The organism is Actinoplanes sp. L3-i22, assembly GCF_019704555.1.
GTDB lineage: Bacteria > Actinomycetota > Actinomycetes > Mycobacteriales > Micromonosporaceae > Actinoplanes.
On record NZ_AP024745.1, the window covers coordinates 7515595 to 7535233 of the forward strand.

The window sequence follows — 19639 nt, forward strand, 5'->3', positions numbered from 1 at the left end:
GTCGAAGACCAGCGCGCATCGGCCCGTCGAGATCCCACCGCTCCTCGGTCGGGTCGGACGGATACCGCCGCTCACGCTCCACCAGAACAGCTTCAGACCGCTCCGGCAGGATCCGGGGACACGCCGTGCGACAGCCCTCGCGAACCCACGCCTTAGATCGATGCTTGACACGGTCATGCGCCGAGGAAACACTAAGGAAACATTTCTGAGAGCGCTCTCACGCTCGGCAGAATTCCCCCTCGGGCAGGCATTACGGAAGTAGGGCAGCAAAGTGAGAGTTGTCCCCCGACGGCGGCACCGCGGCCTGCTCGCGGCGCTCGTGTTCATACTTGTGGCGGCCGGGCTCAGCGCCGGCGGCGGCCAGGCCGCGCTCGCCGCGATCACCGGTAACACCATCACCGGTCCCGGCGCGAAATGTGTCGACGTCAGCGGCGACGACACCGGCGTCAACGGCACCGCGATCCAGCTCTGGGACTGCCAGACCGCCAGCGTCGACCAGCACTGGAGCTGGAGCGGAACGGCACTGACCACGATCGGCCGCTGCCTGGACGTGACCAGCGCCGGCACCGCCAACGGCACCGTCCTGCAGCTGTGGGACTGCAACGGCACCGGCGCACAGCAGTGGGCCCAGCAGGCCGACGGAAGCCTGAAGAACCCGGCCTCCGGCCGCTGCATGGACTCCCCGAGCGGCGCCACCGCCAACGGCACCCGCCTGCAGATCTGGGACTGCAACGGCAGCGGCGCGCAGAAGTTCGCGGTCGGCACCACGCCGACCAACCCCGGCACCTGCCCGACCTACTCGGACACCCCGGACTTCGGCGCGAACGTGCACATCTACGACCACTCGATGTCGGACGCGGCGATCCAGTCCTCGCTGGACAGCGTGTTCAACGCGACCAAGGACACGCAGTCGGCGCAGTTCGGCACCCGCCGTGACGCGCTGGTCTTCAAGCCGAGCACCACGCCCTACAACGTCGGCGCGAACATCGGCTTCAACACCTCGATCCTGGGTCTGGGGCAGAACCCGGATGACGTACGGATCAACGGGGCGGTCACGGTCGACGCGTTCAACGCCAGCGACGCCGGCAACGCGACCCAGAACTTCTGGCGCTCCGCCGAGAACATGTCGATCAACACGAACGGTGGCACGAACCGCTGGGCGGTCGCGCAGGCCGCGCCGTACCGTCGCATGCATGTGATCGGGGGTCTCAACCTCTACCCGGCGAGCTACGGCTGGGCCAGCGGCGGCTACATCTCCGACACGAAGGTCGACGGGACCGCGGAGTCCGCGTCCCAGCAGCAGTGGTACACCAAGGACAGCACGCTCGGCGCGTGGAGCGGCTCGAACTGGAACATGGTGTTCTCCGGGACGAACGGCGCCCCGGCGACGAACTTCAACACCGACCCGGCCAGTGGGCCCCGCTACACGACGCTCGCCACCACGCCGGTCTCGCGTGACGTGCCCTACCTGTACCTCGACTCGGCCGGCAAGTACCGGGTCTTCCTGCCCTCGCTGCGCACCAACGCCACCGGGCCGAGCTGGGCCGGCGGCAGCACGCCGGGCACCTCGCTGCCGATGAGCAACTTCTTCGTCGCCAAGCCCACCGACTCGGCCGCGACGATCAACACGGCGCTGGCCAACGGCTGCAACCTGTTCTTCACGCCGGGCATCTACCACGTCAACCAGACCCTGCACGTGACCAAGGCGAACACCGTCGTGCTCGGCATCGGCTACCCGACGATCGTCCCGGACAACGGGGTGAACGCGATGGACGTGGCCGACGTCGACGGCGTACGGCTGAAAGGTCTGCTCTTCGACGCCGGCACCACGAACAGCGACACGCTGCTCAAGGTCGGCCTGGCCAAGACCGGGGTGGCACACGCGGCCAACCCGACCACGGTGCAGGACGTGTTCTTCCGGATCGGCGGCATGGTCGCCGGCAAGGCCACCAACAGCCTGGTCGTGAACACCAACAACACGATCATCGACCACACCTGGGCGTGGCGCGCCGACCACGGCGCCGGCATCGGCTGGACGGTGAACACCGCGGACAACGGCCTGACCGTCAACGGTGACAACGTGCTCGCCACCGGGCTGTTCGTCGAGCACTACCAGAAGAACGAGGTCGTCTGGAACGGCGCCAACGGCAAGATCGTTTTCTTCCAGAACGAGATGCCGTACGACCCGCCGAACCAGGCCGCCTGGATGAACGGCACCACCAACGGCTACCCGGCGATCAAGGTGGCCAGTGGCGTCACGGCCTTCGAGGCGTGGGGGCTCGGCAGCTACTGCTTCTTCAACGTGAACAACGCGGTGGCCTCGGCGCGGGCGTTCGAGGTGCCCGCGGTGGCCGGCGTGAAGTTCCACGACATGGCGGTGGTCTCACTGGGCGGCGTCGGCACCATCTCGCACATCATCAACAACACCGGAGCGGCCGCGAACGCTAGCTACAACAACTCCTATCTGGTCAACTTCCCTTAGCCGTACGACGATGGCCGGGCCCCGCAGCTCGGGGCCCGACCACTCGTCGTCGACGAGCGGGGACAGGTGCTGCTGGTCCGCCGCCCGGACACCGGCGCCTGGGCGCTGCCGACCGGATGCCTGGAGCCGGGCGAACAGATCGGTCAACGGCGCACCCGATAGCGCAGATGAAGCACCCGGTCGCCCTGAACAACTACGTCTGGGCCGTCCAGCAGGTGCTGCGCGTCGAAGGAGCCGAAGTAACGCTTACCGGACCCGAGCACGACGGGTGCCACGTCCATGCGTACCTCGTCGACCCAACCCGCGGCGAGCGCCTGGCCGCCGACGTCGCCGGCCGCGAACTCGACGGTGCGGTCGCCCGCGAGCTCCTGCGCCTTGGCCACGGCCGCCTCGATGCCGTCGACGAAGTGGAACGGCGCCTGGAGATCCCAGCCCTCCGGCGCACCACGGTGACTCACCACGACCACATGGTCGATCCCACTCGGCGGCGTCCCGTCCCAGCCGTCGGTGATGTCGAAGGCGTGACGGCCGGAAATGGTCACCCCGACCTCGTCCCAGTACGGCCGGACGTAGTCGAACGAAGCCTGCGACACCTTCAGCACGCCGCTGTCGTCCAGCGGCACGTCACCGCTGACCAGCCACTCGAAGATCGGACCGGGATCGTCGTTCTCGGCCGCGATGAAACCATCCACCGAGACCGACGCGTTCAGGACCACTTTCCCCACGGATTCCTCCTCTGTTCGCCGGTCCCCAGTCTGGTGCGACGTGAGCTGTCGCTCTTGTACGAAATCAATCGGCCGGGAGCGGCCAGCCGTCCAGGACGTGGTCGGGATGATCGCGCAGGAATCGTCGCCGGACCTCGGCGTACCGGGTCGGCGTGAGCCCGGTGAACTCCCGGAACTCGCGCACGAAGTGGGCCTGGTCGAAGTAGCCCGCGCCGGCGGCGACGTCGCCCCAGTCGATCGGTGCGGCCACGTCGAGCGCCAGCACGGCGGAGCTGAAGCGGTAGCTGCGAGCCAGCCGTTTCGGCGTGACACCGACCACGGCCTTGAACCGCTTGGCCACATACGTGCTGCTGGCACGGGCCGCCACACCGATGTCGCTGATCGGCACCGTCCCGCCTGTCGCCGCGACGGCGCTGCTCAATTGGCGGACCAGGTCAAGACCGTCGATCACCCGCAGCCGTCGCGCCAGTTCCTCCTCGAGCGACCTCAGCATGTCGTGCGGTGCGTCCGCCGAGGTCAGCCGGTGTCGCAAGGCGGCGACGGCGGGCCGGCCCCAGATCTGCTCCACCGTCGCAGGCCGGTCGCACAACTCGGCCGCGGGCATCGGCAGGAACGGTGCCAGACCCCACGGCCTGAAGTGGACGCCCACGGACCGGGTCGGGGTCGGGTAGCTGAACTCCCACGCACGCGTGGGCGTGGTGACCACGCAGCCGTCGGCGTACTCCACGGCGTCCACGGCGGTGCCCGCACGGATGAGAAACGGCGCCCCGAGGTTGACGATGAGCAATGGCGCCGGCGCCGCCGGCAGCATCAACCGGGAGTACGGCGGGGTGCCCTCCAGGTAGTAGAGGTCGTCGATCAGCCCGTCCAGCGGTGGACCGGGCGTTCTGGATACGTACTCCACGCCGACATCATCATCGCCGACGGCCCCTCCGGCATCACGCCCCGCCGCCGGCATCGAGCCGGCGCCGAGCCCTGACGGGTGCCCCGGCGCATTTCGGTCGGCGGATCTCGATGGCCGTCAGGTGCTTGAACGGCCTACGCTCGTTCTCCATCGACGCGAAGGACGGGTGCTGAGGCGGCCATGGAACAGTCCGGGCGAGGGCGGTATCGGTGGCGGACGTGGCTGCGGCGGCGGATTCCGTGGTTTCTGATCGATCGTGGCGTGGCCGACAAGGGCAAGGGCGACTGCGGCGACCACGAGTGGTACAACTCGGACAATGTGGTGGAGCGTTGCTACCACTGCTCCGTCGGCGAGCGACGCCGTTCCGCATAGGGCGCCGCGCTGATCGGGTAGCCGCGCCGGCTCATCGGTCGGGGACGGCCGCCAGGATCAGTGCGGTGACGCGGGTGGTCAGCTCCCCCGCGCCGACCGGAAAACGCGCCGGTGGCTGGTCGCCGAAGAGCAGCTCCTGCTGCACCAGCGCGAGGGCGGCGCGCACGGCGAAGTCCAGATCCCGCTCGACCGCGTCGGGCACCGGGTGCACCCGCCGGGCCAGCGCCTCGGACACGGCCCGGGTCAGGTCGGCGGCCCTGGAATACATCACCGGGTTGTCGGCGAGCAGGACGCTGCGCAGCAGGTGACGGTTGGCCCGGTAGAGGTCGACGAGCTCGCCGACGGCGGTGGCGACGAACCGGTCGATCGGCCAGTCCCGCCGCTCGGCCGAGCCGAACGTGGTGTCGATCGTGCCGGTCACCCGCTGCTTGAAACGATCATGCACCTCGAGCAGGAGCGCGCCCTTGTCGGAGAACCGCGCGTAGATCGCGGTCGGTGCGCTGCCGGACCGGGCCGAGATCTCGGCGATGGTGATCTGCTCGAACGGCTTGCCGGCCAGCAGCTCCTCGGTGGCCGCCACGATCCGTTCCATGGTCGCCCGGCTGCGCGCCTGGCGGGGAGCGACCACCTGCGGGTCGGGCGACGGTCGGGCCATGCGGATCACTCTAGCGCTTGACGGTAACGGTAGTAGCGTTACCGTTTGTGTCCCGGCTCGTCGTCGCCGGGCCGTCGAAGGAGACACCTGATGAAACTCGTCGTTCTGGGCGCCACCGGCCGTACCGGGCTGCTGCTGGTCCGGCAGGCCCTGGCGGCCGGGCACCGGGTCACCGCGTACGTCCGCGGCCGCGGTGACCTGCCGGAGCACCCGGACCTCACGGTGGTCACCGGCACGCTGACCGACGCCGGCGCCCTGGCCGCGGCGTTCGCCGGCGCGGACGCGGTGGTCAGCTGCCTCGGCCCGGCGAACTCGCCGACCCTGCCGTTCACCCGGCAGACGCTGATGACCGACACCCTGCCGGTGGTCGCCGACGCCATGCGCACGGCCGGCGTCGACCGGCTCGTCGTGCTCTCCGCGCTCGGCGTCGGCGACTCCGCCCGCCGGACCAGCCCGCTCGCCCGGTTCGCCTACGCCACCTTCACCCGGACCGTGTATGCCGACAAGGCCACCGCCGAGGGTCCGCTGATCGCCTCCGAGCTGGACTGGACGCTGGTCTATCCGGGGGTGCTGACCGACGGCCCGGCGAAGACCCCGGCCGAGGTGCGCGACCTGGCCGAGGTCGACGCCGTTCCCGGCCTGCCCCGGGTGACCCGCGGCGAGGTGGCCCGGGTGCTGCTCGGCGCGGCCACCACCGGCACGTGGTCCCGCAGGATCGTCACCGTGGTCTGACCACGCGGCGGAGGTGTGGGCGCCGTCGAGCCCGACGGCGCCTCTTCCGGCCGGGGGCGTTGATACGATCCAGCACGTGACCGGTTTGCCGGATCCATCCCGCTCGGGGTACGCCGACGCGGTCGACTTCCAGGCGTTGTTCGAGTCGGCCCCCGATCTCTACCTGGTCCTGGATCCGGGCCTGCGGATCGTGGCGGCCAGCGACGCCTACCTGAGCGCCACCATGACCCGGCGCGAGCAGGTGATGGGTCGTGGCATCTTCGAGGTGTTCCCCGACAATCCGGACGACCCGGACGCGACCGGCACCGCGAACCTGCGCGCCTCCCTGGAGCGGGTGCTGGATCTGCGGACGCCGGACACGATGGCGGTGCAGAAGTACGACGTTGAACGCCCGGCGGAGGCCGGTGGCGGGTTCGAGGTTCGCTACTGGAGTCCGCGCAACAACCCGGTCCTCGACGCCGACGGGCAGCTGATCTACATCCTGCACGAGGCCCGGGACGTCACCGAGTTCGTCGCGATGCAGGAGCACGGCGAGCGGGAGACCGACGAGCTCCGTGAACGTACCCAGCACATGCAGGCCGAGATCCTGCGCCGCTCCCAGGAGTTGCACGAGGCCAACCAGGCGCTGCGGGCCGCCGACGACGCCAAGAACGGCTTCCTGTCCCGGGTCAGCCACGAGTTGCGGACCCCGCTCAACGCGATCCTGGGCTTCAGCGAACTGCTCACGCTCGGCGAGATCGACGACGAGCACCGCACCTGGGCCGGCCTGATCCACAACGCCGGGCGGCACCTGCTCGCCCTGCTCGACGACGTCCTGGACATCACCCGGATCGAGGGCGGCCACCTGGCGCTGACGATCGTGCCGGTGCCGGTCGGCCCGCTGCTCACCGAGGTCCTCGACCTGGTCCGGCCGATCGCCGACGCGGTGGCCGTGCAGCTGACCCCGCTGTCGCCGATCCCGCTCGAGTGGTGTGCCGCCGCCGACCGGCAACGGCTGCGGCAGGTGCTGATGAATCTGCTGTCCAACGCGATCAAGTACAACCACCCGGGCGGCACGGTGACGGTCACCGTGCAAGCCCGGCCGGCGCAGCGTCTGCGGATCGCGGTCGCCGACACCGGGCGTGGCATCGCCGCCGAATCCCTGGGTGTCCTGTTCACCCCGTTCGAGCGCCTCGATGCCGCGAAGGCCGGTTTCGAGGGCACCGGGCTGGGCCTGTCCCTGTCCCGGCATCTGGTCACCAGCATGTACGGCCGCATCGACGTGACCAGCACGCACGGCGAGGGCAGCACGTTCGGAGTGGACCTGCCGAGCATCGCGCCCCCGGACGACGAGCCGGGCCCGGGCGCGGCCATCGGCCTGCCCGCCGCCGCGCGCGACGCCCGCCCGATCCGGGTGCTCTACATCGAGGACGTGGCCGACAACGTGCGCCTGGTGACGGACATCCTCGCCCATCGCCCGTCCGTCACGCTCACCTCCGCGACGCACGCGGCGCCCGGCCTCGACCTGGCCCGCGAGCAGCATCCGGACCTGATCCTGCTCGACCTGCACCTGCCCGACCTGCCCGGCGAGGAGGTGCTCGCCCGGCTCCGGAGCGACCCGGCCACCGGCGACATCCCGATCGTGGTGCTCAGCGCCGACGCCACCGACCACAGCCGGATCCGGCTCCGGGAGGCCGGGGCCACCGCCTACCTCACCAAACCGGTCGCCGTCCGGGACCTGCTCGCCGCCGTCGACAGTGTCCTGCGGGCCGGCACACCCGCCCGGGAGCGTTGACAGTGGCCGGCGTCATGCAGTGTGACCAGCGCGACCATGGCCCTTAAACCTACTTGAGGGCTAGGGTTTCCTCAGTTACTCGCAAGATCAACTGAGGGATCACCCGATGACGCAGGATCTGGCGGCGCGCGAGCACGCCACCTGGCAGGAGACCCGCCGGCGCGCGGTGACCGCGCCCACCGGCAACCTGGCGCTGGTCGAGACGCGCTGGGGCGCCGACGACCCGGACGCCGCGCTGGCCGGGCAGCCGGCCACCGTGACCGCCACCCGGCTGCGCCGGTGGAACCCGCTGACCAGCAGCGCCGAGCAGGGCGTCCGGCTGTGGGACGCGGCCTCGCCGGCGGTGCGGGCGTTCGAGCGGATCGACACCTTCGCCTACGACCCGGCCTGGGTGCTGGAGGCCCGCTACGCCGAGGTCGCCGACGACCGCAAGGTGCCGTTCGCGCACGCCCAGGACGCCGGGTTCACCCGGGACCTGCCCGTCCCCGGTGACCTGCACCTGAGCCTGGACGGGCGGGACTACACGCTGAGCGCGTTCGACGACGACGGCACGCTGCTGCTGGTGTTCGGCGACCCGACCAACTTCACCGTGACGTACGGCGCCGGAAGGTTCCTGTTCGTCGAGCGCGAGGCGGGCAGCGATCGCGTCGTCCTCGACTTCAACCGGGCGTTCGTGCCGCCGTGCGGCTTCTCGTCGCACTACAACTGCCCGCTGCCGCCGCCGCAGAACCGCCTCGCCGTGCCGGTCGAGGCCGGCGAGAAGCTTCCCGTGTTCCGAACCGAGCTGGAGAAATAGCCGTGCGAAAGATCCTGGCAGCGGTCACCGCCCTGAGCCTGGCCGGCCTGCTGGCCGCCTGCGGCGGTGGCGACGACGACACCACGAGCGGCGCCGGCAGCGCGTCCGCGACGATCCGGATCGGCTCGGTCTACGAGCCGCAGAACCTGGACAACACCGCCGGCGGCGGCCAGGGCGTCACCGAGGCCCTCAACGGCAACGTGTACGAGGGCCTGTTCCGGCTCACCGACACCGGCGCCGTCGAGCCGCTGCTCGCCCAGGACCAGAAGGTCAGCGACGACGGCCTGACCTACACGTTCACCCTGCGGCCGAACGTCAAGTTCCACTCCGGCAAGGCGCTGACCTCGGCCGACGTCAAGGCCAGCATCGAGAAGGTGACCGCGGAGAACTCCAAGTCGGCCCGCAAGAGCAACCTCAAGGTGATCAAGTCGATCGCCACCCCGGACGACGCGACAGTGGTGGTCACGCTGTCCAGCCGGTCGATCTCGTTCGTCTACAACCTCAGCTACGTCTGGATCGTGAACTCGGCCGCGACCGACCTCACCACCACCGCGGACGGCACCGGCCCCTACAAGCTGGGCGAGTGGAAGCGCGGCTCGACGCTGAGCCTGACCCGCTTCGACGGATACTGGGGCACCGCGGCCAAGAACGCCGGCGTGGTCTTCCACTACTACACCGACGCGACCGCGCTGAACAACGCGCTGCTGACCAACGCGGTCGACGTGGTCACCAGCGAGCAGAGCCCGGACGCGCTCACCCAGTTCAGCAGCAACGCGGCCTACAAGGTCAACGACGGTAGGTCCACGACCAAGCTGCTGCTGGCCTTCAACGACAAGGTCGCGCCGTTCAACAACGTGGCCGTGCGCCAGGCGGTCAGCCAGGCGATCGACGACAAGAAGCTGCTCAACTCGGTCTGGGGCGATTACGGCACCCTGATCGGCTCGATGGTCCCGCCCAGCGACCCCTGGTACGAGGACCTGACCTCGGTCAACGCCTACAACGTGGACAGTGCCAAGCAGCTGCTGACCACGGCCGGCTTCCCGAACGGCTTCACGTTCACCCTGGACACGCCGAACTACGACCCGCACCCGACCGCGGCCACGTTCCTCAAGTCCGAGCTGGCCAAGATCGGCGTCACGGTGAACATCAACACGATCACGGCCGACGAGTGGTACACCAAGGTCTACCAGAAGCACGACTTCGCGGCGACGCTGCAGGAGCACGTCAACGACCGGGACGTGGTCTGGTACGGCAACCCCGACTTCTACTGGGGCTACGACAACAAGCAGGTCACCGCCGAGATCGACCAGGCCGAGCAGGCGAAGACCACCGACGAGCAGACCGCGCTGCTCAAGCAGGCCAACAAGACCATCGCCCAGGAGGCGGCCAGCGACTGGCTCTACCTCTACCCGCAGATCGTCGTCGCCTCGGCGAAGCTCTCCGGATATCCGGTCAACGGCCTCAATGCACAATTCTTCGCGTACGGCATCAGCAAGAGCTGACGTGAGTCGTTATCTCGTGCGGCGGACAGCGATCCTGATCGGGTCGCTGTTCCTCGCCGCGGTGGCCCTGTTCGTGCTGCTCCGGATGCTGCCCGGCAGCCCGGCGAACGCCCTGTTGCCGGTCGGCGCCACCGCTGAGCAGATCGAGGCGGCCCGCCGCCAGCTGGGCACCGACGGCCCCTGGCTGTCCCAGTTCCTGGACTGGCTGGGCGGCGTCGCCACCCTCGACCTCGGACACTCGCTGATCAGCACGCTCCCGGTCGGCCCGGAGATCTCCGCCCGGCTGCCGGTCACCGTCCCGCTCACCCTGACCGCGTTCGTGCTGGCCGTGCTGATCGCGGTGCCGGCCGGCGTGCTCGCCGCGACCCGGGCCGACCGCTGGTACGGCCCGGTGCTCAACGCGATCGCCCAGCTCGGCATCGCCGTCCCGGCGTTCTGGCTGGGCCTGCTGCTGATCACGGTGTTCGCGCTGAACCTGCGGGTCCTGCCGGCCGGTGGCTTCCCGCCGGACGGCTGGGCCGACTTCGGCACGGCCGTGGAGTCGCTGGTCCTGCCGGTGGTCACGGTCGCGCTGGTGATGTCCGCGTCGCTGATCCGGTACGTCCGGGCCGCCACCCTGGACGTGCTCGGCGCCGACTACCTGCGCACCGCCCGGGCGCTCGGCGCGACCGCGCGCGAGGCGTTCTGGCGGCACGGGCTGCGTAACGCGGCCGTGCCGGTGATCGCCGTGCTGGCCATGGAGCTGGCCACCACGTTCCTCGGCGCCGTGGTGGTGGAGAGCGTCTTCGCCCTGCCCGGCCTGGGCAGCCTGCTGGTCCGCGCGATCAGCCAGCACGACTACCCGGTGATCCAGGGCGTGATGCTGGTCAGCACGGCCACCGTGCTGGTCGTCGGGTTCCTCGGCGACGTGGCCCAGCGCCTGGTCGACCCCCGGCTGCGGTTGCGGAGCGCGTCGTGAGCCGCCGATCCGCGCACCTGGCCGTCGGCCTCACCCTGGTGCTGGTCGTGGTGGCGGCGGTGGTGATGTCGTACGTCTGGCTGCCCTTCGCCCCTGATGACACCTCCGGAGGGCGTCTCGCTCCGCCGGGCGGCGACCATCTCCTCGGCACCGACAAGCTCGGCCGGGACCTGTTCACCCAGCTGCTGATCGGCGGGCGGATCGCCCTGGGCACCGCGCTCGGCGCGGTCGCCGTCGGCGGGGTGCTCGGCGTCACCGCCGGGCTGCTCGCCGGGTTCGCGAGCCGCTGGCTCGACGACGCCGCCGCGGTCACCCTGGACATCCTGATCGCGTTCCCGACGCTGCTGCTGGCCATGCTGATCGTGGCCGGCACCGGGGCGTCGCTGGGCACCGCGATCCTGGCGATCGGGCTGGCGATGGCCGCGATCGTGGCCCGGCTGACCCGGGTGCTGGTCAAGCAGGTGCTGGCCCGCGACTACATCACCGCGGCGCGGATCGCCGGGGTCTCCTGGCCGCGGATCGTGCTCGACCACGTGCTGCCCAACATCGGCCCGGTCGTGCTGGTGAACCTGGCTCTGCAGGCCGGGCTCGCGGTGCTGGCCGAGGCGAGCCTGTCCTACCTGGGGCTGGGCACGCCGCCACCGAACGCGTCCTGGGGCCGGATGCTCTTCGAGGCGCAGGCCACCGTGCTGACCGCGCCGGCCGCCGCCCTCGCCCCCGGGATCGCCCTGGTGGTCCTGGTCATCGGGATCAACCTGAGCGCCGACGGACTGCGCGACCTGACCGACCCGACCCGCCTCCGGAGCGACCGATGAGCCTTCTCGAGGTGGCCGGCCTCACCCTGCGCAACCGGGCCGGGAAGGCCCTGGTCGAGGACGTGTCGTTCACCGTCGGGGCGGGCGAGCGGGTCGGGCTGATCGGTGAGTCCGGGTCCGGCAAGTCGCTGACCGCGCTCGCGGTGGCCGGGCTGCTGCCGGCCGGGATCACCGCGACCGGTTCGGCGCTCGTGGACGGGGTGGACATGGTGGCCGCCCCGGAGCGTGGGCGAAACGCCGTACGCGGAAAGGTCGTCAGCACTGTCTTTCAAGAGCCGCTGACCGCTCTCGACCCGTTGATGACCGTGGGCCGGCAGATCAGCGTGCCCCTGCGCAGGTTCCGTGGGCTGCGCGGGAACGCGCTGCGGGCGGCCGTGCGGGACGCCCTCGACGAGGTGCGGCTGACCGACACCGATCGGATCGCCGGGTCCTATCCGCACCAGCTCTCCGGCGGGCAGCGGCAGCGGGTGGCGATCGCGGCGGCCCTGGCCTGCCGGCCGCGGCTGCTGCTGGCCGACGAGCCGACCACCGCGCTCGACGTCACCGTCCAGGCGGAGATCCTCGACCTGCTCGACCGGCTGGTCACCGCGCACGGGACCGCGCTGCTGTTCATCACGCACGACCTGCCGGTGGCCGCGCGGGTCGCCCGGCACACCCACGTGCTGCGGGCCGGCCGGATCGTCGAATCCGGGCCGATCATCGACCTGGTGACCCGGCCCGCGCACGAGTACACCCGCTCGCTGGTCGACGCGGCGCGCCGCTTCGACGCCGCCCTGAAGGGCCTGACCCGTGCCTGACCCGATCCTCGCCGCCGAACAGGTCGGCTACGCCTACGGCAAGGGCGCTCCGGCCCTTGTCGAAGTGTCCCTGGCGGTGCATCCGGGGCGCAACGTCGCGCTGGTCGGCGAGTCCGGGGCCGGCAAGACCACGCTGCTGCGGCTGCTGCTCGGGCTGACCCGGCCGACCGGCGGCGTCCTCCGGTACGACGGTGAACCGCTGGTCGCGGCCCGGATGCGGGCCTATCGGCGGTCCGTGCAGGCGGTGTTCCAGGACCCGTACTCGTCGCTGGATCCCCGGCAGCGGATCGCCCGGATCGTCGCCGAGCCACTGCGCGGGCTGGGGCTGGGCGCCGACCCGGCCAAGGTCGCCGCCGCTCTGGACGCCGTCGGGCTGCCGGCCGACGCGGCGAGCCGGTACCCGCACGAGTTCTCCGGCGGGCAGCGGCAGCGCATCGCGATCGCCCGGGCCATCGTCTGCGACCCGCGGCTGCTGCTGGCCGACGAGCCGGTCAGCGCGCTCGACCTGACCACCCGGGTCCGGATCGTGGACCTGCTCGCCTCGCTCCGCGCCGAACGGAACCTGACCATCCTGCTGGTCTCGCACGACCTCGGGGTGGTCGCCGAACTGTGCGAGCACACCGCGGTGCTGCGGCACGGCCGGATCGTCGAGCAGGGCGACACCGCTGCGGTGCTGGGCGCGCCGGCGCACGCCTACACCCGTACGCTGCTCGCCGGCGTCCCCCGACTGCCGCACTGAACCCCGGTCAGCTGAAGGGACCACCATGCCGGACGACATCGGCACCACGCGCCCGGCCCGCACGTCCGACCGGCGCGTCGCCGGGTTCGGGCGCCGGGCCGTGGTCGTCGCGGTAGCGGCCGCCGTGCTCGGTGGGCTGAGCGGTATCGCGCTGGGCTCCTGGCTGGCCTGGCGAACCGTGGACCCGCTGGCGCCGGACACGACCACCGCGCTCAGCCTCGCGCCCACGGTGCTGCCGGGTCCGTTCGACGACCGGGCCGACCACTACGGGCGGCACACGTTCTGGAATCCGTACAGCGACGACAGCCTGCACGGCGGCACCGGTGTACGCGCCGGCCGGACCACGGTGACCGGCACCGTTCCCGCCGATGCCGACTTCGAGCAGGTGGCCGCCGCCGTCCACCAGCAGATGCTGAGCCAGGGCTGGCAGGACGTCCGGACCACGGTCCAACGGTACGGGCCGGACACGTCACCCGCGGCGAACGCCGAGGTGACCGGCACGCGTGCCGGCTACCTCGCCGCCGTGCAGATCACCCCGGCCGACGAGACCGATCCGCCGTCGTTGAGTCTCGCGCTGATGTGGGCCGAGCCGCCCGGCCACGTGCGCGACACCGTCCTCGGCGGGGTGGCCGGTGCTCTGCTCGGCGCGCTGCTCGGGCTGTTCACCTCCCGGTGGATGCGCCGCTACGGCCGGGGAAGGCAGCGGGTGTACTCCTGGCTGTGCCTGGCCACGCTGCTGATGCTCGCCCCGGCCGGCCTGGGCAACCTCCCGACCGCGACGGGCTCCCTGCTGGCCGCCACTGATCGCGACGGCACCGGTCCCGCGGTCTACTGGGGCGGCTTCGTGATCTACGGGGCGGAACCGCTGGCCATCCTGTCGCTGGTGCCGATCCTGGCCATCCTCGTCGGATGCCTGTGGCCACGCCGGCGACCGTCCGCTCATGGAGATGAAGTCGCCGGTAACTGTTCGTAAAGAGCGGCGGGGCACCCTGACGGTGCGGCATCAGCGTGCGCTGACGCCATTATCGAAAACGGGTGGGAAATGAAGAAGAGCACTGTTCTGCGGGGCCTGCTCGGTTCCGCCGTGGCGGTGGGCGCGAGCCTGGTCGTGCTGCCCTCCGCCGCGCAGGCCGTCTACTACTGCAAGGCGAAGGAGGTCTGCGTCTACTCGGAGCACAACGCCCGGGGCAGCGTCCTGGTCATCAAGGGCGGCACGCACAACTTCCTGCCCGGGTGGGTTTTCCAGAACGGCCTGGCCGCGAACGACAACGCGTCGTCCATCGTCAATTACTCCGGCCACAATGTCATTGTGTCGTCGGACTACGACAGCCAGGGCATCCGGGCTCTGGCCATCACCGGCTACATCACCGAATTCTACGGCCAGGCCGGGAGCCTGCCGGACAACAGCATGTCGTTCGTCACCTACACGCAGTAGATCCGAGTGCGGCGAACGGGCGGCTCACGGCGTACGCCAAATGCGCCTTTGATCGTCAGCCTTTTCCCCGCGAGTCATGAAGCGAGCGAGGCCGTGGCGCGACGCCCGGTGGCCGAGCCTCTGCGCCTCGCACGGCCCTGAGCCACGACTGCACGGCGGGCTGGCCGAGCAGGACGCCGATCAGGACCAGCACGAGGCCGCAGATCTGCCGGGCGCCGAGCGTCTCGCCGGCGATCGCGGTGCCGAGCAGGACGCCGGTCACCGGGTTGAGCAGGCCGATCAGCCCGACCGTGCCGGCGCTCAGGTGCCGCAGCCCGGTGAACCAGGCGGAGAACGCGATCGCGGTGGCGACGACGGTGACGTAGCCGAAGGCCAGCAGCGACCGCCCGTCCACCGGCGGCGGACCGCCCTCGACCAGGACCGCGGCCGGGACCAGGAGCACTCCCCCGGCGATCAGCTGCCACGACGTCAGCGAGAACACGTCGATGCCGGCGCTCCACTTCTTCGCCAGCACGTAGCCGAGCGACGACATCGTCATCGCGGCGACCGAGGCCAGCACGCCGCGGAAGTCGATCGCGACCGGGCCGGACAGCAGCATCAGGCAGACCCCGGCGACGCCGATCCCGGCGCCGGCCAGGTGCGCCGCCTTCGGCCGCTCGGCGAGCGCCGCCCAGGCCATCAGCATCAGGCCGACCGGCGAGGTGGCCATGATCGTCGAGGCGATGCTGGTCGGCAGCAGCTGCGCGGCCAGGTAGATCAGTGCGAAGAACGCGCCCATGTTCAGGCTGCCCAGCACCATCGAGCGCCACCACCACGAGCCGGTCGGCAGCCGCCGGTGCACCAGCAGGAGCAGCAACCCGGCCGGCAGCGCCCGGATCGCCGCGCCGTAGAACGGATAGCCGGCCGGCAAATACTGGTGCGTGACGAAGTAGGTCGTGCCGAACGCGATCGGCGCGGTCGCGGTGACCAGCGCCCACCGCAGATTAGCTTCCATGGAAGCGACTATAGCTTCCCCGGAAGCTATCCTCGGATCATGGCCGAGAAGCTGGACCACGTCGCCCGCATTCAGCAGGCTTGGAATCAAGAAAGACCCGATTTGGACGTACGTCCACAGGGCGTCATCGGCCGTTTGCACCGTCTCGCCGGCTACCTCACCGAGGAGTTACGCCTGGTGTACCGGCGCTACGGCCTCGGCGAGGGCGAGTTCGACGTGCTCGCGGCGCTGCGCCGGGCCGGCGAGCCGTACGAGCGCGCCCCGGGCGAACTCGCCGCGCACACCATGGTCACCACCGGCGCGATGACCAAACGCATCGACCGCCTCGAAGCCGGCGGACTGGTCACCCGGCGCCGGGCCGGTGGGGACGGGCGGGCCCGGGTGGTCGCGCTGACCGAGGCCGGCCGGAACCTGATCGACCAGGCGTTCGCCGAACACATGCGCAACGAGCGGCGACTGCTCGACCTGCTGACGCCGGAGGACGCGGCCCGGCTGGAACCGATCCTGGCGACCTGGCTCGCCTGCTTCGAATCGCCGTTGCCGGTCGACCCCGATCCGCGCTCGGCGTAACCGGTCGCGCCGGCCGTCGTCGAGAATCGGCGCATGGACGATCTGGTGGCCGAAACCCCGGCGCTGACCCGGCTGCGCTGGTTGCTCGACGGCCTCGACGGCCGGTGGCCCGCGGACGTCGACGTCGACGACGCGCTGACTCCCGGCTTCGCGGAAGCGATCGGGGGCTCGGCGGCACTGCGGGACATCACCGGCAGCCGGGCGGCCGGGTTCGCGCCGATCCGGGTCGTCGGGGCCGACGCCGACGGGACGGCGGCCACCGCCCGCTTCCGCACCCGCGACGACGACCTGTGGGTGTCGCACGTCGAGGTCGAGGCCGGGCCGCCGCACCGGATCACGCTGACCCACACGCAGCGCTGGGTGCCGGACTATCTCACGCCCGGACTCCCGGCGGACTTCACCGGGGCGGCGATCCCGGCCGGGGACGGCGCGGCGCTCATCGTGTTCAGCGGCGTGCCCGGCAGCGGCAAGAGCGCGGTCGCCGAGCGGGTCGGCGCGGCGCTCGGCGTCCCGGTCTTCGGCGCCGACTGGCTGCTCGGCGCGCTCACGCCGTTCGGGATGCGCCACCGCCGCGACCTGACGGGCATCGGCGACGAGCTGCTGACCACGCTGGCCTACCGGGAACTGTCCGCCGGACGGCCGGCGATCCTCGACACGACCAGCGAGGACCCGGAGGTACGGGCCCGCTGGTCCTCGCTGGCGTCGGCGGCCGGCGCCGCGTTCGTGCCGGTGGTCTGCGCCTGCCCGGACGAAGATCTGCACCGCTCGCGGGTCGAGACCCGGGTGCGCGGCATCCCCGGCTGGGCCGACGCCGGCGACTGGGCGAACGTTCGCGCCCGGCTCGCGGCCTTCCCGCCGTGGCCGGACGCCCTGCTCGTCAACACGGCCGAACCACTGGCCGACTGCGTCACGCTGGTCCTCGACCACGTCGATCGCCGGCGTCAGGCTTGACGTCCGGACGGCTGTCGCACCACCGCGGCTACGTACGGTGGCTTCTCGGCCTGCTGATCGCGCCGCTCGACGTGATCCTGATGAGGTACGAGACGCGTGTCGTCCCGGGCGAGCTCACCGGCTGGGTGCTCTTTGCCAACGAAGTACGTCCGCGCCGATGAAGAGCGTGCGACGCGGGGTTCTTGCCAGCGAAGTCGGAGTTGTGCTACCTCAGTACCCATCCGCCCTCGGGGGTCCCGAACCCGCCTCGAAGAATGTCGTTGAAGGCGTCCAAGTTTCCGTGCCAAGCGTAGTGGCAGAGCAACGTCGAGAACTCGCGGGCGAAGCCGTCGAAGTCTGAAAAGTTCGCCCCAGTGGCACAAAGACAGACTTCGTTGGCAAAGGACGCCGGGTGACCAGCGTGGTCACCTTCCTGGCCTAGTCGCTGACGTGGCTCGGCCCGGCTGGCGCGGGCTTCCTCGCCGCGGCGTTCGGGGCGCCGGTCGCCGGTCTGATCGTGGCCGGCTTCCTGGTCGCCCTCTCGGTCGTGAGCCGCTTCGTGACGGGCCTGCACCTCTTCGACCGCCCGCTGGCCGAGGTCCCGGCCGGCTGACGGCCGCGCTGCGGAGCCACCGGTGCTGCCTGGGCCGCGCCGCTCGGGCGGGCGTTTCTCGCTTGATCGACAACGCTACGGGCGACACGATGGCGACGTGAGCGGTCGGCGGTGGGACGACGTCAAGGACTGGTTCGATCCGGTCGAGAACGGCAGCATTCCGGGCCTCGTGATCGCCGACACGGCGCTCGGTGACTTGCAGGCGCTGCTCACGTTGATCCGCACGGCCGGCTGGCGGGCCGAGCTCGAGCAGCGGGATCGTCGCGGCGAGGTGCCTGCCGCGGCGGGCGACCTGTTCGTGGCCGACTCGGAGGGGTGGCTGAAGTACCTGGGGATCTGGCCGGCTGATGCAGGCGCACCCTCGTCGAGCGTGGTGTCAGGATGCGGGTTCGTTGCTGGTCAGGGCGGTCAGGGACGGGCGGGTGACGATGCCGGTGATGCGGCCGTCGGTGAGGACGGCGAGCCGGGTGGTGTCGGGCGGGGTACGGGCGAGGGCTTCGATGGCCGGCTCGTTGATGCCGACCGGGGGTAGTGGGGGCTGGGCGAACGTGGTCAGCGGGGTGTCCGGGGCGGCGCCGGCGGTCGCGGCGAGCGGGACCGCGCCGATGACGTCGCCGGGGGCCGGGTCGCTGATCGGGCGGCCCCGGCGGGGTAGCACCAGGATCGCGACGGTGTCCGGGCCGGTGCGGGCGGGCAGGTCGCGTACCGTCGCGTCGGCCGCGAGCAACAGCGGAGCTGTCGCCGGGACGTCGCCGACCAGTGGGCCCGGCGCCGGTGGAGCCGGGAAGCCGGCGCGCCGCAGCCAGCCGTCGTCGAAGTACTTCGACAGGTAGGCGCGGCCGGAGTCCGGGGCGAGCACCACGACCAGCGAGCCCGGGTGCAGGCCCTGCGCCACCCGCAGGGCCGCGACCACCGCGGTGCCGGTGGACGCGCCGGCCAGGATGCCCTCCTCGCGGGCGAGGCGGCGGGTCATCTCGATCGACTCGCGGTCGCTGACGCGTTCGATGCGGTCGACGACCTGCGGATGGTACGACTGCGGCCAGACGTCCTGATCGGTCGCCGGGTGCACGTAGTGGCCGATGCTCTCCACGTAGTACGGACTGCCGTCGCCGCCGCCGTAGACCGAGTTCTCCGGGTCGGCGCCGACGATGGTGACCGTGCCGGTCTTGCGGAGGAAGGCGCCGGCGCCGCTGATCGTGCCGCCGGTGCCGATGCCGGCGACGAAGTGGGTGATCCGGCGGCCGGTCTGGCGCCAGATCTCCGGGCCGGTGGTGGCCAGGTGGGCGCCGGGGTTGGCGGGGTTGTCGTACTGCCCGGCGAGCCAGCCGCCCGGGGTCTCGGCGGCGAGCCGGGCGGCGACCTGGGACACGTGCCGCGGGTCCTCGCGGGGGACGCCGCCGACGGTGATCACGACCTCCGCGCCGTACGCCCGCAAGGTTTTGATCTTCTCTTCGCTGCTCTTGTCGGGGACGACGACCAGCGCCCGGTAGCCGCGTTGCGCGGCGATCATGGCCAGGCCGATGCCGGTGTTGCCGGAGGTGCCCTCGACGATCACCCCGCCGGGCAGCAGTTCGCCGGACTCCTCGGCGGCCTGGACCATGGCCAGGGCCGCGCGGTCCTTGACGCTGCCGCCGGGATTGAGGAATTCGGCTTTGAGATGGACCTCGGCGGCGAGGCCGGCGGTGATCCGGGTGAGCCGGATCAGCGGCGTGTCTCCGATGGCATCGAGCACACTCATTCAAAAACCCTATCAAACATATAGGTACGATATGGTTTAGCGCCCTACGGCCGACTTGCTCGTGACAGGATGATCTCATCCTGACCCCGCCCCGCCGGCTGTTTGACG

19 protein-coding genes and 1 pseudogene are annotated in these 19639 nt (G+C 70.9%); 15 read left to right on the forward strand and 5 right to left on the reverse strand.

The features are described from left to right. Window positions 1–319: 319 nt before the first annotated feature. Together L3i22_RS33870 and L3i22_RS33875 are read left to right on the forward strand one after the other, a co-directional pair. A complete protein-coding gene (locus tag L3i22_RS33870; RefSeq protein WP_255657368.1) occupies window positions 320–2482 on the forward strand; it encodes a ricin-type beta-trefoil lectin domain protein in 2163 nt (720 codons plus the stop codon). Between the two features lie 42 nt (window positions 2483–2524). After that, window positions 2525–2644: pseudogene (locus L3i22_RS33875) on the forward strand (NUDIX domain-containing protein); the annotation flags it as partial. On the opposite strand, the gene L3i22_RS33880 reads toward L3i22_RS33875, so the two are convergent. From L3i22_RS33880 to L3i22_RS33890, 3 genes are all read right to left on the reverse strand, one after another. Beyond that, window positions 2626–3207, reverse strand: coding sequence for a dihydrofolate reductase family protein (locus L3i22_RS33880; RefSeq protein WP_221321560.1), 582 nt, complete (start codon window positions 3205–3207; stop codon window positions 2626–2628). The pseudogene L3i22_RS33875 and the gene L3i22_RS33880 sit on opposite strands and share 19 nt — an antisense overlap. Before the next feature lie 64 nt (window positions 3208–3271). Continuing rightward, window positions 3272–4111 (reverse strand): helix-turn-helix domain-containing protein, encoded by an 840-nt coding sequence (locus L3i22_RS33885; RefSeq protein WP_255657369.1) that lies wholly within the window; start codon window positions 4109–4111, stop codon window positions 3272–3274. 403 nt (window positions 4112–4514) lie between these two features. Next, entirely contained in the window at window positions 4515–5138 is a 624-nt protein-coding gene (locus L3i22_RS33890; RefSeq protein WP_221321562.1) for a TetR/AcrR family transcriptional regulator, read from the reverse strand. Between the two features lie 90 nt (window positions 5139–5228). On the opposite strand from L3i22_RS33890, the gene L3i22_RS33895 reads away from it, so the two are divergent. The 10 genes from L3i22_RS33895 (at window position 5229) to L3i22_RS33940 (ending at window position 14686) form a co-directional block, all read left to right on the forward strand. After that, window positions 5229–5870: an NAD(P)-dependent oxidoreductase gene (locus L3i22_RS33895; protein WP_221321563.1), complete on the forward strand. Its 642-nt coding sequence runs from the start codon at window positions 5229–5231 to the stop codon at window positions 5868–5870. A gap of 76 nt (window positions 5871–5946) precedes the next feature. Continuing rightward, window positions 5947–7644: a PAS domain-containing sensor histidine kinase gene (locus tag L3i22_RS33900; protein WP_221321564.1), complete on the forward strand. Its 1698-nt coding sequence runs from the start codon at window positions 5947–5949 to the stop codon at window positions 7642–7644. A gap of 106 nt (window positions 7645–7750) precedes the next feature. Continuing rightward, window positions 7751–8440 (forward strand): DUF1684 domain-containing protein, encoded by a 690-nt coding sequence (locus L3i22_RS33905; protein ID WP_221321565.1) that lies wholly within the window; start codon window positions 7751–7753, stop codon window positions 8438–8440. 2 nt (window positions 8441–8442) lie between these two features. Next, window positions 8443–9942 carry an ABC transporter substrate-binding protein gene (locus tag L3i22_RS33910; RefSeq protein ID WP_221321566.1) on the forward strand — a complete coding sequence of 500 codons (1500 nt, stop codon included), beginning with the start codon at window positions 8443–8445 and terminating at the stop codon, window positions 9940–9942. A 1-nt stretch (window position 9943) separates the two neighbouring features. Then, window positions 9944–10900 carry an ABC transporter permease gene (locus L3i22_RS33915; RefSeq protein ID WP_221321567.1) on the forward strand — a complete coding sequence of 319 codons (957 nt, stop codon included), beginning with the start codon at window positions 9944–9946 and terminating at the stop codon, window positions 10898–10900. Beyond that, the gene (locus L3i22_RS33920; RefSeq protein ID WP_221321568.1) at window positions 10897–11715 is read left to right on the forward strand and encodes an ABC transporter permease; all 819 of its coding nucleotides are present in this window, start codon (window positions 10897–10899) and stop codon (window positions 11713–11715) included. Before L3i22_RS33915 ends, L3i22_RS33920 begins: the two co-directional genes overlap by 4 nt. Then, window positions 11712–12512: an ABC transporter ATP-binding protein gene (locus L3i22_RS33925; RefSeq protein ID WP_221321569.1), complete on the forward strand. Its 801-nt coding sequence runs from the start codon at window positions 11712–11714 to the stop codon at window positions 12510–12512. Before L3i22_RS33920 ends, L3i22_RS33925 begins: the two co-directional genes overlap by 4 nt. Beyond that, a complete protein-coding gene (locus L3i22_RS33930) occupies window positions 12505–13251 on the forward strand; it encodes an ABC transporter ATP-binding protein (RefSeq protein WP_221321570.1) in 747 nt (248 codons plus the stop codon). The genes L3i22_RS33925 and L3i22_RS33930 overlap by 8 nt, the downstream gene beginning before the upstream one ends. A gap of 25 nt (window positions 13252–13276) precedes the next feature. Further along, a complete protein-coding gene (locus L3i22_RS33935) occupies window positions 13277–14224 on the forward strand; it encodes a hypothetical protein (protein WP_221321571.1) in 948 nt (315 codons plus the stop codon). Window positions 14225–14293: 69 nt separating this feature from the next. Beyond that, window positions 14294–14686, forward strand: a complete 393-nt coding sequence (locus L3i22_RS33940; protein ID WP_221321572.1) for a peptidase inhibitor family I36 protein — start codon at window positions 14294–14296, stop codon at window positions 14684–14686. Between the two features lie 55 nt (window positions 14687–14741). Here L3i22_RS33940 and L3i22_RS33945 read toward each other — a convergent pair whose 3' ends face one another. Then, on the reverse strand, window positions 14742–15680 hold the full coding sequence (locus L3i22_RS33945; protein WP_221321573.1) for a DMT family transporter: 939 nt from the start codon (window positions 15678–15680) through the stop codon (window positions 14742–14744). Window positions 15681–15719: 39 nt separating this feature from the next. Between L3i22_RS33945 and L3i22_RS33950 the strand changes: the two genes are divergently transcribed. Genes L3i22_RS33950 through L3i22_RS33960 form a run of 3 tightly spaced genes read left to right on the forward strand, consistent with a single transcriptional unit; the run spans window position 15720 to window position 17362 of the window. Beyond that, complete coding sequence (locus L3i22_RS33950) at window positions 15720–16250, forward strand: MarR family winged helix-turn-helix transcriptional regulator (protein WP_221321574.1); 531 nt, start codon at window positions 15720–15722, stop codon at window positions 16248–16250. A gap of 33 nt (window positions 16251–16283) precedes the next feature. Then, complete coding sequence (locus L3i22_RS33955) at window positions 16284–17201, forward strand: AAA family ATPase (RefSeq protein WP_221321575.1); 918 nt, start codon at window positions 16284–16286, stop codon at window positions 17199–17201. Further along, window positions 17198–17362 carry a hypothetical protein gene (locus L3i22_RS33960; RefSeq protein WP_221321576.1) on the forward strand — a complete coding sequence of 55 codons (165 nt, stop codon included), beginning with the start codon at window positions 17198–17200 and terminating at the stop codon, window positions 17360–17362. Before L3i22_RS33955 ends, L3i22_RS33960 begins: the two co-directional genes overlap by 4 nt. Before the next feature lie 807 nt (window positions 17363–18169). Here L3i22_RS33960 and L3i22_RS33965 read toward each other — a convergent pair. After that, complete coding sequence (locus L3i22_RS33965; RefSeq protein WP_221321577.1) at window positions 18170–19531, reverse strand: pyridoxal-phosphate dependent enzyme; 1362 nt, start codon at window positions 19529–19531, stop codon at window positions 18170–18172. Window positions 19532–19639 lie beyond the last annotated feature (108 nt).

What these genes read in the sequence shown, in the direction of transcription:
- L3i22_RS33955 (WP_221321575.1), top strand. Translation starts at nt 16,284, where the DNA reads ATGGACGATCTGGTGGCCGAAACCCCGGCGCTGACCCGGCTGCGCTGG.
- L3i22_RS33890 (WP_221321562.1), bottom strand. Translation starts at nt 5,138, where the DNA reads ATGGCCCGACCGTCGCCCGACCCGCAGGTGGTCGCTCCCCGCCAGGCG.
- L3i22_RS33950 (WP_221321574.1), top strand. Translation starts at nt 15,720, where the DNA reads ATGGCCGAGAAGCTGGACCACGTCGCCCGCATTCAGCAGGCTTGGAAT.
- L3i22_RS33925 (WP_221321569.1), top strand. Translation starts at nt 11,712, where the DNA reads ATGAGCCTTCTCGAGGTGGCCGGCCTCACCCTGCGCAACCGGGCCGGG.
- L3i22_RS33935 (WP_221321571.1), top strand. Translation starts at nt 13,277, where the DNA reads ATGCCGGACGACATCGGCACCACGCGCCCGGCCCGCACGTCCGACCGG.
- L3i22_RS33905 (WP_221321565.1), top strand. Translation starts at nt 7,751, where the DNA reads ATGACGCAGGATCTGGCGGCGCGCGAGCACGCCACCTGGCAGGAGACC.
- L3i22_RS33895 (WP_221321563.1), top strand. Translation starts at nt 5,229, where the DNA reads ATGAAACTCGTCGTTCTGGGCGCCACCGGCCGTACCGGGCTGCTGCTG.
- L3i22_RS33945 (WP_221321573.1), bottom strand. Translation starts at nt 15,680, where the DNA reads ATGGAAGCTAATCTGCGGTGGGCGCTGGTCACCGCGACCGCGCCGATC.
- L3i22_RS33965 (WP_221321577.1), bottom strand. Translation starts at nt 19,531, where the DNA reads ATGAGTGTGCTCGATGCCATCGGAGACACGCCGCTGATCCGGCTCACC.
- L3i22_RS33940 (WP_221321572.1), top strand. Translation starts at nt 14,294, where the DNA reads ATGAAGAAGAGCACTGTTCTGCGGGGCCTGCTCGGTTCCGCCGTGGCG.